The 16043-nt window shown below is 74.7% G+C and carries 12 protein-coding genes; 7 read left to right on the top strand and 5 right to left on the bottom strand.

Features of this window, described 5'->3' with window-relative positions:
* Positions 1-185: 185 nt before the first annotated feature.
* Positions 186-3479 carry a sacsin N-terminal ATP-binding-like domain-containing protein gene (locus tag ACFV9W_RS35770; protein ID WP_385769620.1) on the bottom strand — a complete coding sequence of 1098 codons (3294 nt, stop codon included), beginning with the start codon at positions 3477-3479 and terminating at the stop codon, positions 186-188.
* A 216-nt stretch (positions 3480-3695) separates the two neighbouring features.
* Positions 3696-4625: a DUF3027 domain-containing protein gene (locus ACFV9W_RS35765; protein ID WP_385769618.1), complete on the bottom strand. Its 930-nt coding sequence runs from the start codon at positions 4623-4625 to the stop codon at positions 3696-3698.
* 303 nt (positions 4626-4928) lie between these two features.
* On the opposite strand from ACFV9W_RS35765, the gene ACFV9W_RS35760 reads away from it, so the two are divergent.
* The 4 genes from ACFV9W_RS35760 to ACFV9W_RS35745 all read left to right on the top strand — a co-directional run bounded on the left by ACFV9W_RS35760 (position 4929) and on the right by ACFV9W_RS35745 (position 8411).
* The gene (locus ACFV9W_RS35760; RefSeq protein WP_385769616.1) at positions 4929-6335 is read left to right on the top strand and encodes an MFS transporter; all 1407 of its coding nucleotides are present in this window, start codon (positions 4929-4931) and stop codon (positions 6333-6335) included.
* 65 nt (positions 6336-6400) lie between these two features.
* On the top strand, positions 6401-6877 hold the full coding sequence (locus ACFV9W_RS35755; RefSeq protein WP_385769614.1) for a DUF2771 domain-containing protein: 477 nt from the start codon (positions 6401-6403) through the stop codon (positions 6875-6877).
* A complete protein-coding gene (locus ACFV9W_RS35750; protein WP_385769612.1) occupies positions 6847-7542 on the top strand; it encodes a futalosine hydrolase in 696 nt (231 codons plus the stop codon). The genes ACFV9W_RS35755 and ACFV9W_RS35750 overlap by 31 nt, the downstream gene beginning before the upstream one ends.
* The gene (locus ACFV9W_RS35745; protein WP_385769610.1) at positions 7539-8411 is read left to right on the top strand and encodes a 1,4-dihydroxy-6-naphthoate synthase; all 873 of its coding nucleotides are present in this window, start codon (positions 7539-7541) and stop codon (positions 8409-8411) included. Before ACFV9W_RS35750 ends, ACFV9W_RS35745 begins: the two co-directional genes overlap by 4 nt.
* Positions 8412-8429: 18 nt before the next feature.
* Here ACFV9W_RS35745 and ACFV9W_RS35740 read toward each other — a convergent pair whose 3' ends face one another.
* Complete coding sequence (locus tag ACFV9W_RS35740) at positions 8430-8813, bottom strand: cold-shock protein (protein ID WP_385769608.1); 384 nt, start codon at positions 8811-8813, stop codon at positions 8430-8432.
* Positions 8814-9020: 207 nt separating this feature from the next.
* Between ACFV9W_RS35740 and ACFV9W_RS35735 the strand changes: the two genes are divergently transcribed.
* A complete protein-coding gene (locus ACFV9W_RS35735) occupies positions 9021-9281 on the top strand; it encodes a hypothetical protein (protein WP_385769606.1) in 261 nt (86 codons plus the stop codon).
* On the opposite strand, the gene ACFV9W_RS35730 is transcribed toward ACFV9W_RS35735, so the two are convergent.
* Positions 9260-9910, bottom strand: a complete 651-nt coding sequence (locus tag ACFV9W_RS35730; RefSeq protein WP_385769605.1) for an HAD family hydrolase — start codon at positions 9908-9910, stop codon at positions 9260-9262. The two genes, ACFV9W_RS35735 and ACFV9W_RS35730, sit on opposite strands and share 22 nt — an antisense overlap.
* Before the next feature lie 192 nt (positions 9911-10102).
* Here ACFV9W_RS35730 and ACFV9W_RS35725 point away from each other — a divergent pair, with 192 nt between their 5' ends.
* Positions 10103-11083: an ABC transporter substrate-binding protein gene (locus ACFV9W_RS35725; protein ID WP_385769603.1), complete on the top strand. Its 981-nt coding sequence runs from the start codon at positions 10103-10105 to the stop codon at positions 11081-11083.
* Positions 11084-11118: 35 nt separating this feature from the next.
* Here ACFV9W_RS35725 and ACFV9W_RS35720 read toward each other — a convergent pair whose 3' ends face one another.
* Positions 11119-12219 (bottom strand): HAAS signaling domain-containing protein, encoded by a 1101-nt coding sequence (locus tag ACFV9W_RS35720; protein ID WP_385769601.1) that lies wholly within the window; start codon positions 12217-12219, stop codon positions 11119-11121.
* Positions 12220-13537: 1318 nt separating this feature from the next.
* Here ACFV9W_RS35720 and ACFV9W_RS35715 point away from each other — a divergent pair.
* Complete coding sequence (locus ACFV9W_RS35715) at positions 13538-15994, top strand: helicase-associated domain-containing protein (RefSeq protein ID WP_385769599.1); 2457 nt, start codon at positions 13538-13540, stop codon at positions 15992-15994.
* Positions 15995-16043: the final 49 nt, after the last annotated feature.

Below are 16043 nucleotides of genomic sequence, written 5' to 3'. Positions count from 1 at the left end.
TGGGCGGGTGGGGGGGTGGGGGGGGGGTGGGGGGGGGGGGGGGGGGGGGGGGGTTTTGGGGGGGGGTGGGGGGGGGGGGTGGGGGGGGGGGGTGGGGGGGGGGGGGGGGGGGGGGGGGGTTCGGGGGGGGGGGGGGGGGGGGGGGGGGGGGGCGCCCCCCCCCCCCCCACGCCGGTGCCGGGTGACTAGTCGAACCACCGGTCGCGCGCCAGCTCACCCGTGCGGGACGGGTCCTCCAGGAGGGCCGCGAGTTCGAAGCGGCGCGGCCACTGGCCCGCCGCCCAGGCGAGACCCGCCGCGACGCCCTCCAGCGTCGCCGCGTGCACGACCCCGTCGGCGGTACGGCACCAGTCCACCTCGACGTCGGAGACGTACAGCTCCTCGTGCTCGACGTACGAGGCCGGGGTCGAGGCCCCGAGGAGGACGTGCACGGAATCGGGCACCTCGTGGACGTCGCCGCCCTCGACCGACTCCACGCCCAGGACCTCGCTCAGGCGCCGCACCTGGAACAGCTCGGCGAGCTGCGCGGCCTTCGACGGGGTGACCGGGAGGAGCGCGCGGCCCCCGGTGAGCGGGATCAGGTCGGGGGCGTCCGCGACGAGGGCGTCCCGGGCGTCGACGACCACGACCTCCCCGTCCCGTACGGCGCGCAGCTCGTCCGGCAGGGTGACCTGCTCGGGGTCGAGGTCGGCCAACCTGCCGTAGAGGGCGTGGAGTTGAGTGGCGTCGACCGGGCGGTCGGGGTCGGCGAGGCGGTCGAGGAGCTCGGCGGCGCCGCCGGGCTCGTCGAGCAGCACGGCGACCGAGGTGCGCACCCCGAGGGCGCGCAGGACCTGTTCGTCGTCGAAACCGGCGGCGTCGGCGGGCTCGTACAGGCCGATGAGCAGCGGGTCCCCGCCCTCGGCCCGCAGACCGGCCGGGCGGCGGCCGTCGAGGACCGGGCTCCCGCGCAGCCACCAGGCCGTGTACGGGCGGACGAGCTCGTGGGTGCCGTCGGGCAGCAGCACGCGGACCGGCTGGGTGAGGGCGTCGCGCAGCGGCGGCTGCGAGAGCAGGGCCAGGGCCTGCGGCCAGCGGTCCTCGTCGACCAGGTCCAGGTCCCGTACGGCGATCAGTTCGGTGGCGACCGGCGGGACGGGGGTGTCGGGCAGCCCGTCGAGGGCGTCCTCGCACCACACGTCGACGGCGTCGAGCAGCCCGGCGTCGTCCGGCTCCGGGAAGTCGCTCTCGCGCGGGTCGAGTTCGTCGGGGTCGAGGACGACGTCGGTGGCGCGGACGAGCGCGAAGGCCGCGAGGACGCCGCACGCGGCGAGCGGCTCCTGGCCCCAGCGCTCGGCCAGCTCACCGTCCACGTAAGGGAGTTCGTCCTCGCGCAGCACGGACGCGATCGGGCTGCCGGGGAGCAGGAGTTCGGCGGCCGGGGCGAGTTCGCCCTCGTCGTCGGGGAGGGCGAGCGCACCGAGCCACGGTTCGTCGCCGACGTCGAGATGGGCGTCGCGTACGAGGGTGAGGACGACGTCGGCCAGCTCCTCGGCGTCCAACGTGGTCTCGTCGTCCCAGGCGGACGCCTCGTCGTCGAGGGACGCGGCGACCGCGGCGCGCACCTGCGGGGTCCGCAGCACGGCGCGCGGGGTGGCGGGCAGGGCGCCCAGCTTCTCCAGGAGCGGGTGGGCGGCGTCGGCGTGCGCGACCTTGAGACCGAGCCGGGCGAGCGCCTCGCCGGGGACCGTGGAGGCCTCGGTGGTGGGGAGCAGGACCTGGCGCGGGCCGATGACGGTGCGGCCGCCTGCGAGCGGCACGGGCAGCCCGCTGAGCCGGTCCGGATCGACGCCGGCCAGCGATTCGTAGAGCCGCAGCCACCAGTCGGGCTCCTTCTCGAGCCCGGCGAGCCGGTCGACCGCCTCGGTCAGCGGGAGGCGGGCGACGCCCAGCGTCCGCAGCTCCACGCGGCGCTCGAGCCCTGCGGGCAGCAGGCTCGGCAGCACGTCCGCGAGGACCCGTACGGTGTCGGCGCCCGCGCCCTCGACGACCTCGGCGTCGCGCGGCTTCAGCGAGGTCGGCCGGTCGTCGTCCTCCTCGTCGCCCGGCTCGATCGCCGGGGGCAGGAACGCGGTGCGCGGCAGCCGCTCCAGGACGGCGGCGCGCAGGGCCCCGTCCAGCTCGCTCCTGCCGAGCGGCCCCGGTACGAGGTCGAGGATGCCGGGGCCCACGGGGCGCCATCCGGCGAGCAGTTCGGTGTACGCGTCGGCGGCGCGTTCGGTGAGGAAGTCGGTGAGCGGGCCGGGGGCGACGTGCCGCCGCGCCGTGTCCAGCGGATACGTGGCGATGAGCAGGGCCGGGACGCCGAGGGCCTCGTCGCTGGGGGTGGGCGCGTACAGCACGGGTTCGCTGCGCGGCCTGACCGGAGCCCCTTCGGCGTCGACCGGGACGGCCCAGGTCACGGCCCATTCCGGCCGCAGCCGTTCCTCTACGGGGCGGTCGGCGAGGAGGTCGGCGTCGAGCCGGCCGGTGTGGGTGAGGGTGCGGTACCGCGTGGCGGGGGCCGTCTCATCGGCGCGCGGCACCGTGGGCCGCCTTGCCCACCCTGCCGCCCCAGGCGGCAGATTGCCCAAGTCGGGAGCGGCATCATCGGGGCCCTGCGCCGGGTGGGCCAATTCAAGCCCGCTTGTCGGACGAGAGCCCGCGGGGTCCGGGGCGGAGCCCCGAGGCCGCAACCCCGTGTCGGCGATCACCACGTAGGGCGGCTCCTCCGACCGACGCAAGGTCCGCGTACCCGCCTCCGTCGAGATCACGACCTCCGTCAACCCCGGCAGAGCGAGGAGAAGCGTGTCGTCAACCCCGTCCAACAACCGCGCGGCCAGCGCTTCTGCCGCGGCGTCCCGCAACGGAAGGATGACCACCGTGTCGTACGGCTCCGGGGCGGAGCCCTCCGCCGCGAACGGCAGCCGCAGCAGCGGAACGTGCCCGTCCCTGCGGCGCAGCTCGTCACCGAGGTCCGGGCCGCGCAGCGCCGTGTCCGCCGCGGCGAGCCGCGCGTCCGTGAGGGACCAGCGCACACCCCCGCTCCGGCCGACCACCGCGGGCTCGTCGGAGACGGCGAGCACGGCCGCGAAGCCGACGCCGAACCGGCCCACCGCGCCGCTCGTGTCCTCCCGCTTGGCGGAGGCCCGCAGCGTGGACAGCGACTCGACGCCCGCCGCGTCCAGCGGGGCGCCGGTGTTGGCGGCGGCGAGGACGCCGTCCTTCAGGGTGAGCGCGAGGCGCCCCTCGACGCCGGCCCGTGCGGCGGCGTCAGCGGCGTTCTGCGCGAGTTCGACGACGAGGCGGTCCCGGTAGCCGCCGAGCGCGAGGTCCTCCTCGGCGTTGGCGTCCTCCCGGAACCGGGCGGCGCTGCCCGCCCACGCGTCGAGCACGGCGTGGCGCAGCCGCGCGGTGCCGAACGGGTCGACTCCCTCCGGTGCGGGGGTGCTGACGCTCACGGGTGACTCCTCTGGGGCGGGTGGCGTGATCGGCCGAACCGTATCGCGCAGGGTTCCCTTTGTTGCCGTGAGCATGCGGCGGCACCGTGGTTGACGTCTCGGGGCTCCGCCCCGGGCCCCGCTGCTCAATCGCCGCAGGGGCTTGAAAATGCCCACCCGCCGCCGAGGCTTGAATTACTCACCCGCCGCCGAGACCCCACCCGAAGGAAAAAACGGTTACGAGTGCCCCAGGTCCTCGTCCCCGTTGCCGGAGGCCACCGCCCCCACCGAGCCCGCGTCCGCGTCGGGGCGCAGGGCCAGGACGTCCACCACCGTCTCGTCGATCACCGGCGGCGCCGGGCGCGGGGCCTTGGGCATGACGGCCGCCTCGGAGTGGCCGCCGCAGCCGTACGACAGGGAGACCACGCGGCCGTCCGCGGGCGAGAACTCGTTGGCGCAGACGCCGAAGGCCTGGCCGAGCGAGCCGCCGATCTTCGCGAGGAAGCCGCAGGAGCCGCAGGAGGCGGGGGCCGCCTGCGCCATGGGGGTCTTGGCGCCGAAGGACTCGTCCCAGCGGTCGGCCGCGACATGCAGCCCGTACCGGGAGAGCACCCGCGCCCGGCGCAGGCCCAGCTCCTCGGCGACCGCCGCGATCGAGCCGCGGGTCGGCGCGACGGGCAGCGCCGCCACGGGCCCCTCGGTGATCTCGGCGTCCTCCGCCTCGACGAGCTCCGCCATGTCCTCGGACACGGGAGAGTTCGGCGGCGGCACGTCGTCGCCCGTGTAGCCGGGCTCCAGGCGCAGATCGTCGGCCTCGGTCGGCAGCAGGTCGCCGGGCCCGAGGTCGCCGGGGCGGAGCCGCTCGCTCCACGGCACCCACTCGGGCGCGAGGAGGGCGTCGGGTCCCGGCAGCAGCACGACCTCGTCGAGCGTCACGTACTTGGCGCGGGAGGCGCGGGCCACGGTGGCGGCCCAGCGCCAGCCCCGATAGCCGAACTCCTTGCACTCGAAGAGGTGCGTGACGACGCGGTCGCCCTCGACCACCGTCTCGACGTGCTCGCCCACCACTCCGGGTGCGGCGGCCTCCTCGGCCGCTGCCCGGGCGATGTCCACCGCCTCGGCGCACAGGCGGTCCGGGGTGCGGCTTCGCGTTGTCGCTGCGCTCACAGGTATCGCTTCTCTCCTACGCCGTCTCACGAGTGCGCCGTCCTGTGTGCGGGAGCGCGGACGGAGCGGACCGGAGGGCCGCGTCGACGTCCGCGCCCGAGCGTTCCGGGCGCACCTACGCCATCCATTCTGCGGGATGGCCGAGAGGCGCGCGGCCGAGAACAACCGCCGCGGGCGCGCTACGCACGCTACCTCGTCTGACGCCCTGGGCCCACACCGACGTACGAGCCGCACCTGGCCGGAAAGCCGACCGGCGTGTCCATAACGGCACTGGTTCGCCCGAACAAGAGGCACCATTGCAGCGTGGCTGCCGGTAGGTCGTCGTTCAAGTCGTCGTCGGGTGCGTCGTCGCGCGCGTCGGACGCGCCGAGCCGCCTTCGCAGAATCGGGCGGGCTCTGCACCTCCCTTTCACCGGCACCGCACGCGGCATCCGCAAAGCGACGCACGCGCACGGCGCGGGCGAGTCGGGCCTCGGAAAGCTGATCGAGCTGCACGCCCTGAACGGCGCCGGCGACGTCATGATCACGGTCGCCCTCGCCTCCACGGTGTTCTTCTCCGTGCCGACGGACGAGGCGCGCGGCCGGGTCGCCCTGTATCTCGCGATCACCATGGCGCCGTTCACGCTCCTCGCGCCCGTCATCGGTCCGCTCCTCGACCGGCTGCCGCACGGGCGGCGCGCCGCGATGGCCGCGTCGATGATGGCGCGGGCGCTGCTCGCCCTCGTCCTCGCGGGCGCCGTGGCGAGCGGCGGGCTCCAGCTGTATCCGGCGGCGCTCGGCGTCCTCGTCGCGTCGAAGGCGTACGGGGTGGTGCGCTCGGCGGTCGTGCCGCGCCTGCTGCCGCCCCGCTTCTCGCTGGTGAAGGCGAACTCGCGGGTCACGCTCGGCGGGCTGCTCGCCACGGGCGCGGCGGCCCCGGTCGGGGCGGGACTGCAGGCGATCGGCCCGCGGTGGCCGCTGTACGGGGCCTTCGTGCTGTACGTGTGCGGGGTCTTTCTGTCGTACTCGATGCCGCACAAGGTGGACTCGGCGCGCGGCGAGAGCAAGGCGCTGCTCGCGGCGGACGAGGAACATCTGCACGGTCCGGCGCGGACCAGGGCGCGCCGGCCGGGGCTTCGGACGGTCGGCCCGGCCGTCACCCACGCCCTCGCCGCGAACGCCACGCTGCGCTGTCTGTCCGGCTTCCTGATCTTCTATCTGGCGTTCCTGCTGCGCGAGCATCCGCTGCCCGGGCAGAGCGCGGCCGTCTCGCTCGGGCTCGTGGGCGTGTCGGCGGGGGCGGGGAACGCGCTGGGCACGGCGGTCGGGGCGTGGCTGAAGGCGCGGGCCCCCGAGGTCATCATCGTGACGGTCCTCGCGGTGGTGCTCGGCGTGGCGATCATGTCCGCCGTCTTCTTCAGCGCGCTCATGACGGCGTGTCTCGGCGCGGTCGCCGGGTTCGCGCAGGCGCTGGCCAAACTGTCCCTCGACGCGACGATCCAGCGGGACGTCCCGGAGGCGGTGCGTACGTCGGCGTTCGCGCGCTCGGAGACATTGCTGCAGATGGCGTGGGTGGTGGGCGGGGCGATCGGGATCGCGCTGCCGCTGAACGGGGCGCTGGGCCTGTCTGTCGCCGCGGCCGTCGTGGCGGCGGGCTGGCTCTCCACGGTGCGCGGACTGCTGGCGTCGGCACGCCACTCCGGGCCCACCCGCCGGTCACGAGTGGCGTAGTGCGCAAACGCGACACCAGCTCCCCCACTCGGAGCGGGAGCGGCGGCGCCAGATAGCCTTCCGCCATGACCTCCCAGCGTTTCGCCCAGCGCCACCGCCGCGCCGTTGCCGCCGTCGGTGTTGTCGGCGCCGGACTGCTCGTCCTCTCCGCCTGCGACAAGCCGACGCCGATGGCCACCGTCACGGTGGACCGCGAATCGGTGAACTCCGAGGCCAGCTGCTACAACGACGGCGACGCGCTGAAGCCGACCGCCCTCCAGGGCTGCCTGAAGGACAAGGACGCCAAGTCCATCAAGGTGGACCCGGACGCCACGGTCCGCTTCGGCGTCGACCCGGACATCGCGGAGAAGGGCTGGACGCTCCTGATGAACGGCCAGCCGCTCACGGACGCCAGCAAGAAGACCTACCGCACCGTTCCGGGCAGCGTCTTCTTCAACCAGCAGTACGGCGCCTCCGGTTCCGCGACCACCGTCACGATCCTGTCGGGCGGCAACTCCAAGGCGTACGGCCTGTGGTCGTTCAAGCTCGAGAAGGACTCCTGACGAATACCGCGCCTTCGCGCGTCCTGATCGCCACCGCCGTCCCGGCCGAACGGGACGCGGTGGCGGGCGCGCTGCACGATCACCCCTCGCTCGACGTCGTGGCGGTCGGCGTGGGCCCCGCCGCCGCAGCGGCCGGCACCGCGACCGCCCTCACCAGGGCCGAACTCGCGGACACCCCGTACACGCTGGTCGTCTCGGCCGGCATCGGCGGCGGCTTCACGGCGGCCCCCGGGGCGGTCCTGGTCGCTGACGCGATCACCGTCGCCGACCTGGGCGCCGAGACCGCCGAGGGCTTCGTCCCCGTCACCGAACTCGGCTTCGGGACCGTCACCCACACGCCGCCGGAGTCCCTCGTAAGGGATCTCGCGTCGGCCGCCTCCGCCGCCGTCGGCACCGTGCTCACCGTGTCCACGGTGACCGGCACCGCCGACCGCGCCGCGCTGCTCGCGCAGCGCCACCCCGGCGCCGTCGCCGAGGCGATGGAGGGCTTCGGGGTCGCCGAGGCCGCCGCCGCGCACGGCGTGCCGGTGGCCGAGATACGCGCCGTCTCCAACGCCGTCGGCCCCCGCGACCGCGACGCCTGGCGCATCGGTGACGCGCTCGCCGCGCTGGCCTCCGCGTTCGGGAAGACCGCGCCCGTACTGGAGAGTTGGAAGAACACATGACCGACACCGCAGCGGGGGCCGAGACCGCCCGCATCGCTTTCTCGCCCTGCCCGAACGACACGTTCGTCTTCGACGCCTGGGCCCACGGCCGCGTCCCCGGCGCCCCCGCGCTCGACGTGACCTTCGCCGACATCGACATCACCAACGGCGTCGCCGAGCGCCGCGAGGACGCCTACGAGCTCCTCAAGGTGTCGTACGCGGTCCTGCCGTACGTCCTCGACGACTACGCGCTGCTGCCGTGCGGCGGCGCGCTCGGCCGCGGCTGCGGCCCGCTGGTCCTCACCCGCGAGGCGGGCGTGGACCTGTCCGACAAGCGCGTCGCGGTGCCGAGCGAGACCTCGACCGCGTACCTGCTGTTCCGGCTGTGGGCGGCCGACGTCGTCCCCGGTGGCGGCGTCGGCGAGATCGTCGTCATGCCGTTCCACGAGATCATGCCCGCCGTGCGCGACGGCAAGATCGACGCCGGGCTCGTCATCCACGAGGCCCGCTTCACGTACCAGAACTACGGCCTGCACAAGCTCGCCGACATGGGCGAGCACTGGGAGGCCACGACGGGCCTGCCGATCCCGCTCGGCGCGATCATCGCCCGCCGTGACCTGGGCGCGGAGAAGCTGCGCTCGTACGCGGACGCCGTGCGCACCTCGGTGCGGATGGCCTGGGAGGACCCCGAGGCCAGCCGCGGTTACGTCATGGAGCACGCGCAGGAGATGGACCCGGCCGTCGCCGACCAGCACATCGGCCTGTACGTCAACGAGTTCACGGCCGACCTCGGCGAGGACGGCTACGCGGCGATCCGCGGGCTGCTGACCCGGGCCGCCGCCGAAGGCCTGGTCCCGGCGCTCGCGCCGGACGCGCTGTCCTTCCCGTAGCCCGTCGTAGGTCGCGCGTCAGACGTCCAGTTGGTCCGCCACCGCCCGGAGCAGACCGGCGATCTTCTTGCCCGCCGTCTTCTCCGGGTACCGGCCGCGCTCCAGCATCGGCGTGATGTTCTCGAGCAGCGTCGTCAAGTCCTGGACGATCGATGCCAGTTCGTCCGGCTTGCGGCGCTGGGCGGCCGCGATCGAGGGCGTCGGGTCGAGGATGGTGACCGAGAGCGCCTGGTCGCCGCGCTGTCCTGCGACCACCCCGAACTCGACGCGCTGGCCGGGCTTGAGGGCGTCCACGCCTGCGGGAAGTACGGAGGAATGCACGAAGACGTCGCCGCCGTCGTCGCGGGAGAGGAAGCCGAAGCCCTTCTCGCTGTTGAACCACTTGACCTTGCCGGTAGGCACGTGAAGTCCTCGTCCTCGTACTAGAAGAAATCGCTGGGATAAAGCGGCTGGATAGCAGGACAGCGGGCCGTGGTCCGACCCGCCGTCACCAAGACTATTGGTCTCGGGCCCGGTGACAAGGTGTCGCCCGAGGGTTCGCCCGCCGGTCTCCGCCCGTCTGTGCTCGGCCCGTGTTTGTCTCTCTGCGCTGGGAACTACCCTGGTGGAGTGCGCGACAAAACCAAAGCCAATTCCGCGGTGGCCGAGACCGGCCCCGGCGACGGCCTCGTGAAAGCCGGCGGCATCGTCTTCGTCCTGGGGGCGATCGCCACCCTCGTCACGATGGCTCCGCTGTTCCTCGGCACCGACCCGTTCCCGCCCATTTCCTACGCGGTGTGCATGCTGATGGGCGTCGGCTTCGTCATGGCCGCGGCGGGCGTACTGCGGGGCATCGCCGCCCAGCGCCGTCAGGCGCGCTCCGCCACGTAACCCGCCAGCCAGGCCGGGAACCCGGTCAGGTCGTCGAGGATCACGTCGGCGCCGGCCTCCCGCAGTTCGGCGGCGTCGCACGGTCCGGTCGTCACGCCCACGGACAGCGCCTCCGCGGTGCGCGCCCCGCGGACGTCGCCGACATGGTCGCCGACGTAGATGCTCGCGCCGTGCTCGCGCAGCGCGTGGCCCTTGCCCTCGGCCCACAGGTCGCCGATGACGGCGTCCGCGTCGATGCCGAGGTGCGCGAGGTGCAGCTTGGCGTTCGGCTCGTACTTGGCGGTGACGACGACGGCCCGGCCGCCCGCCGCGTGCACGGCGGCGATGGTCTCGCGCACGCCGGGCATCGGCAGCGTCGGCGTGATCGCGTATGTGGGATACATCTCACGGTAGCGGTCGGCCATCGCCGGGATCTCCTCCGGCGGGCACCAGTACGCCAACTCCTCGGTCAGCGGCGGCCCCAGGCGCGAGACGATCAGATCCGCGTCGATCCGCATCCCGGTCTCCTCGGACAGCGCGACCCAGGTGGCGCGGATGCCGGGCCGGGAGTCGATCAGCGTCATGTCGAGATCGAAGCCGACGGTGGGGCCGGTGAGCCCGGCGGACGTGGGATCTGCGTGGGGAGCCATGGCACCCATTCTGCCTCTCCGACGACGGCTCCCCCGAAGCCGATCACGGTCACGGTCACGGTCACGGTCACCGTACGGCGACGGCCTCCCGGCGGGCGATCTGCGTGGCGGCGGCTGGTGACGGCTTCCTCGTGGGGGATCTGCATGGTGACGGCTTCCCCGTGGGCGATCCCAGGGGCACCATGGGCGCCCATGAACCACACCCGCCCCGCCCTCGGTGCCGCGCTCGCACTCGCCCTCGCGCTCGCCCTCTCCGCCTGCAGCTCGGACGACGGCGGGAGCGCCGCCAAGCCCACCGCCAAGGCCTCCGGCAGCCACACGGTCGACACCGCCATGGGCGGCGTCAAGGTCAAGAACCTCCCCGAGCGCGTGGTCGTCCTGAACACCGCCGGGCTCGACTCGGCGATCACCCTCGGCATACGGCCCGTGGGCGCCACCGGGCCCGGTGCCGGGTCCGGCACCGAGCAGCCCTTCCCCTCGTACCTTCCGGCGTCGAAGACCAAGGGCATCACCGAGGTCGGCGAGCGGAACAACCCCGACCTCAAGAAGATCGCCGCGCTGAAGCCCGACCTGATCATCGGCGACAAGGCCCACGACGGCCGCCGCTACAAGCAGCTGACCGCCATCGCTCCCACCGTCCTCACCGGGGCCTCCGACGCCGCCTGGAAGCAGAACTTCCGCGTGCACGCCGACGCGCTCGGCGAGAAGACGCGGGCCCGGCAGGTCGCGGCCACGTACAAGAAGCACGCCGCCGCCGTCACCAAGGCCGTCGGCGGCGCGGGCGCGGCGGCACGGACCGAGGTCAACATCGTCCGTTTCGTCGCGGGCTCCGACATCCGCATCCTCGGCGGGCGGACCCCCGCCGCCACGGTCCTGTCCGACGTCGGCCTCGGCCGCCCGGCGATCACGAAGCAGGCCAGGGGCGGGCTCTCGTACGACGTGGGGGCCGAGCGGATCGGCAGGGCGGACGCGGACGCGATCTTCACGTCCACGTACGGGAACCCGGGCCTGGCCCAGGTCGCGGAGGCCACCACGAGCGGCCAGTGGCGCGGCATCAGGGCGGTGCGGGACAGCCGGGTCTACAACGTGAACGACGAGCTGTGGGCGCAGGGGGTCGGGTACACGGCGGCCGGGCAGATCCTCTCCGAGGTGGAGTCGGATCTGGGGGTTTGAGGGCGGGCGTTTGACGACGGGCGGGTGACGAGGTTCTAGAGCCTGGGTGAGCGTGCCCGCCACACCAGGTAGAGCGCCGAGGCGAACGCCGCGCACCGCAGCACCCACGGCCACGTCTCGTCGAGCGCGCCGCTGAGCCGGCCGTCGGCTATCGGATCGCCCCACCGGCCGTCGCCGCGCCCCCACAGCCAGACGATGCCGCCGAGTACGGCGGCCCCCGGCAGACCGAACACCGCCAACTTCTTCTGCCCCATGGTCAGCTGCCGGGACAGGTAGACGACGGCCCAGCCGATCAGCAGCACGAGGATGTTGCCGAGCGCGGCGCCTGCGACCAGGGCGATCGCGGCGAGCAGCAGGAACGGCTGGGTGAAGGAGCGGCCGAAGGAGGCGCGGGGTACGCGGCGGGGCCGGAAGAGGCGGCGGGCGCCGAAGGGGCCGGACTTCGCGTCGCCGTCGGCGGCGGCGGCGTCCTCTTCGCCGTCGTCGGCGTCGTCGTCGACGTCCTCGTACTCGTCTTCCTTGGCCTTGGCCCTGGCCGGTTCGGGGAGCGGGCGCTTGCGGAGGTCGGGGCCGGGGCCGGCACCCGGCGGCTTGAGTATGTCCGGGATCTCGATGCCTCCGACGAAGCCCGGCACGTCGTCGATCTCGGTGCCCGGTACGCCGCCGCCTCCGGCGCGCCACCAGTCGGCGGTCTCGACCGTGCCCAGTTCGTCGGTGCCGGCGAGATGCACGGGGGCGGGGCCGTCGTCCACGTGGGGATCGTCCGGTGCGGCCTTGCGGCGTACGCGGGGTGGACGGGGTGCGCGGGGCGCCCGGGGTGCGCGGGCCTTCGGCACGATGCGGCCGAGCGTTCCCTTGGTCTGGTCGGGCTCGTCGTCGCCCGAGTCGCCGAAGTCGTAGGTGCCGTCGCCGTCCTTCGCACCGGCGACGATCTCGTCCGGGGTACCGAGCCGGCCGATCAACCTGCGGACGGCGGCGGGGCTTTCGGCGCCGCCCGCCGCGCGGCGCCGGTCGATCTCGGTGCGCAGGTCCGCGACGAGTCGCATACGGTCCGACGACGGCAATTGCCGCGACTGGGCCAGGTCTCCGACCTTGCTCAGGTAGTCGAAGACGATCTGATCACTCTCGATCCCCACGAAGTCCCCTCCGGGGTGGCGCTGTTGACGTTCCGACGGTATCGCGAATGCATTCGGCAGACCGCGTCCCGGTCCCCGGCGGGTGCGGGTGCGGGTGGGCGGGGGTCGGGGGCGGCGTAGGTGGGGCTGCGGGTTCGGGGTTGGGCGCGGGTGGGCCGGCGCCCGGCACCCCCAGGGCCGTGCCCGCGTCCGTGCCGGGAGCGCGGGCCCGGGGGCGTTGCCGGATGGCATGTGCCCGGCTCCCGGCTCCCGGCTCCCGGCTCCCGGCTCCCGGGCCAGTTTCCTCGCTCATCTCCCACCCGCCCGCCCCCTCCGGGGGCTTCGGCCCGGAGGGGGCGGGCTCGGTTGGTGCGGGCTCGGTTGGTGCGGGCCCGGTTGATGCGGGCCCGGTTGATGCGGGCCCGGTTGATGCGGGCCCGGTTGTGCGGGCCCGGTTGTGCGGGCTCCGGTTTGGCGCGGGCTCCGGTTGGTGCGGGCCGCACCGGGGTTGGCCCTGGGGCTGCGCCGCCGCTTGCCGGTCGCCGACCGCCTACCTACGGACTTGTGCCTCTCGTCCACGAACGGGTTGCTCCGCCTCACCTTCATCCCGCGACGACCAACTCGGCCCTCACCAGGCACGGTCATCCGCCCCAAGCACGTTCCAGGTGTGTGGCCGGAGGCCGGTTCCCCGACTGGTCCGGCCGACGCGCCGACGTCTCGGGCACGCCCCACGGCGCCGCGCAACGAAACGACGGGCTCCACACCGGCACCCCGGCCGGGGCCCGGACCACCGATGCCCCCGGAGGGGGCGGGCGGGTGGGAGACGAACGGAGGCCACCACCGGCGCCGCGCAGCGAGACGGCAGGCGCCACACCCACGCACGACCGGGGCCCGGACCACCGACGCCCCCGGAGCGCGGACGGTGGGAGACGAGCGGACGCCGTCCACGTGCCGTGGCATCCCCGACACTGCGCCGCGAAACGACAGGCGCCACGCCGGTTGGGGAACCGGGACCCGGACCACCGAAGCCCCCGGAGGGGGCGGGCGGGTGGGAGACGAGTGGAGGTCGCGGCGATCGGCGCCGCGCAGCGAGACGACAGGCGCCACGCCGGTGCGGCGGCCGAGGGCCCGGCCCACCGGAACCCCCCGGGGGCGTAGGGCACGTCGACCGGTGCCGCGGCACAGACCACAGGGCCCGCCCCGGACCAGCGACCACACCCCGGTACCGCCCGACACGGCCAACAGTCCCCCACCCCGCCAACCGCAACACGCCAAACCCGTCCACCCCGGCAAACCGCAACAAAGGGGCACCGCAACCGCACCCGCTACCGTGGGTGGGATGAGCAGTGACGAGCAGACCGCCGCCGCAGCACCCCGATCCCTCGCGGAAGCGCTCCGCGCGCGCGACGACGGGTCCCTCGCGGCGCTCCTGCGCTCGCGCCCCGATCTGCTCGGCCCCGTGCCGAACGACATGACGCAGCTCGCCACCCGCGCCGGCACCCGCGCCTCGGTGATCCGCGCCCTCGAACGCCTGGACCGCTTCACGCAGCAGGTGGCGCAGGCCCTCGCGGTGGCCCCGGACCCGACGACGTACGAGACGCTGGAGACCCTCCTGCCCGGCGAGGACGCGACCGCCGCGCTGCCCCGCGCCGTCGCCACCCTCCGCGACCAGGCCCTCGCCTGGGGCGGCGACGACCAGTTGCGCCTCGTCCGCACCGCCCGCGAACTGCTCGTGCCCGCCCCTCAGCACCCGTCCCCGACGGGCCTCGGCCCGACCGTCGCCGAGGCCACGGCCGGGATGTCACCGGGCCGCGTGCAGGAGATCGTCGCGGCGGCCGGACTCCCGTCCACGCACGACCCCGTGTCGGCGATCGCCGCGCTCACCGCCCTGTTCACCGATCCGACGCGGATGTCGGCGCTGCTCGACGAAGCGCCGGCCGACGCCGTCGACGTGCTGAACCGCCTCGTGTGGGGCCCGCCGTACGGCCAGATCACGGCCCAACCGGCGGCGCACCTGCGGTGGTTGCTCGACCGCGGCCTGCTCGTCCCGACCACCCCCGGCACCGTGGTGCTGCCCCGCGAGGCCGCCCTCCACCTGCGCGGCGGCCGGGCACACCGTGAACTCCAGCCCCTCGCACCCCCCGTACGGGAGAAGGCGGCGCACCGTCCACAGGTTGTGGACGCGACCGCGGCCGCCGAGGCGTACACGGCGGTGTCGACCGTGGAGGAGCTGCTGAAGGACTGGGACGAGGGGGGACCCGCTGTGCTGCGCGCGGGCGGCCTCAGCGTCCGCGACCTCAAGCGCACCGCCGTCGCCCTCGACAGCCCCGAGCCGACCGCCGCCTTCTGGGTCGAACTCGCCTACGCGGCAGGCCTGTTGGCCTCCGACGGCGAGGCCGACGAGCGGTACGCGGCGACCCCCGCGTACGACGAGTGGGTGCTGCTGCCGCCCGCCGAGCGCTGGGAGCGGCTCGCCGCGGCCTGGCTCCCCGCGACCCGCACGGCGGGGCTCGTCGGCGGCCGGGACGGCAAGGACAGGACGCTGTCGGCGCTCGGCCCGCACCTGGACCGTTCGGCGGCTCCCGAGGTACGCGGCCGGGTCCTCGCCCTGCTGCTCGGCGAGCTGCCGGAGGGGTCGTCCCCCGAGCCGGACTCGGTGATCGAGCGCCTCACCTGGGAGCGGCCCTCCCCCGCCGCCCTGGACCTGCGCACCCGCCTCGCCCAGTGGACGCTCGCCGAGGCCGAACTGCTCGGCATCACCGGCCGCGGCGCGCTCTCCGCCCACGGCAGGGCACTGCTCCAGCCACAGGCCGACGACCACGCCGCCCCGCACCCCCTCACCCCCGCCGAGGCGGCCCTCGCCGCCGCCCGCGCCGCGAAGCTGCTGGCGCCGCTGCTGCCCGAGCCGCTCGACCACGTCCTCCTCCAGGCCGACCTCACCGCGGTCGCGCCGGGCCCCCTGGAGCGCCCGCTCGCGGACGCGCTCTCGGTGCTCGCGGACGTCGAGTCGAAGGGCGGCGCGACGGTCTACCGCTTCACGCCGGGCTCGGTGCGCCGCGCGCTCGACGCGGGGCGCACCGCGTCCGACCTCCAGGCGTTCCTCACCCAGCACTCCCGTACGCCGGTCCCGCAGCCCCTCGCCTACCTCATCGACGACGTCGCCCGCCGCCACGGCCATCTGCGGATCGGCGCGGCCTCCGCGTACGTGCGCTGCGACGACGACGCCGTGCTCGGCGAGATCCTCGCGGACAAGCGGTCCGCGCCGCTGCGCCTGCGCCGCCTCGCGCCGACCGTCCTCGCGGCCCAGGCCGACCCCGGCACGCTCCTCGAGGGCCTGCGCTCCATGGGCTTCGCCCCGGCCGCCGAGACCCCCGAGGGCGACGTCCTGATCGCCCGCGCGCACGCCCACCGCACGCCGCCCCGCACTGCGCCCGACCCGGTGCCCGACGGCCCGCCGCTGCCCGACGACACGCTCATCGACGCGGCGCTGCGGGCGATCCGCGCGGGCGACGCCGCCTCCACGGCCCCCCGCAAGCAGGCCCCGGCCCACCCCGGCAACGGCGAGCTGCCGCGCACCGGCTCCGCCGAGACCCTCGCCACGATGCAGGCCGCGGTCCTGACCGGCGAGGCCCTGTGGATCGGCTACGTCAACGCGGAGGGCGCCGCGAGCCAGCGCGTCATCGCCCCCGTCCGCGTCGAGGGCGGCTTCGTCACGGCGTACGACCACACGGCCGACGAGGTCCGCACGTATCCGCTGCACCGGGTGACGGGGGTGGCGGAGCTCTCCGACCAGTGACGCCACCCGTCTGCCGGGATGCGGCACACTGGACGTTTGGCCCGTGCGG

The sequence above is a fragment of the Streptomyces sp. NPDC059897 genome (assembly GCF_042730865.1).
Taxonomy (GTDB): Bacteria; Actinomycetota; Actinomycetes; order Streptomycetales; family Streptomycetaceae; genus Streptomyces.
Note: the sequence above shows the minus strand (reverse complement) of the source record. Positions and strands in the feature narration are given on the sequence as shown.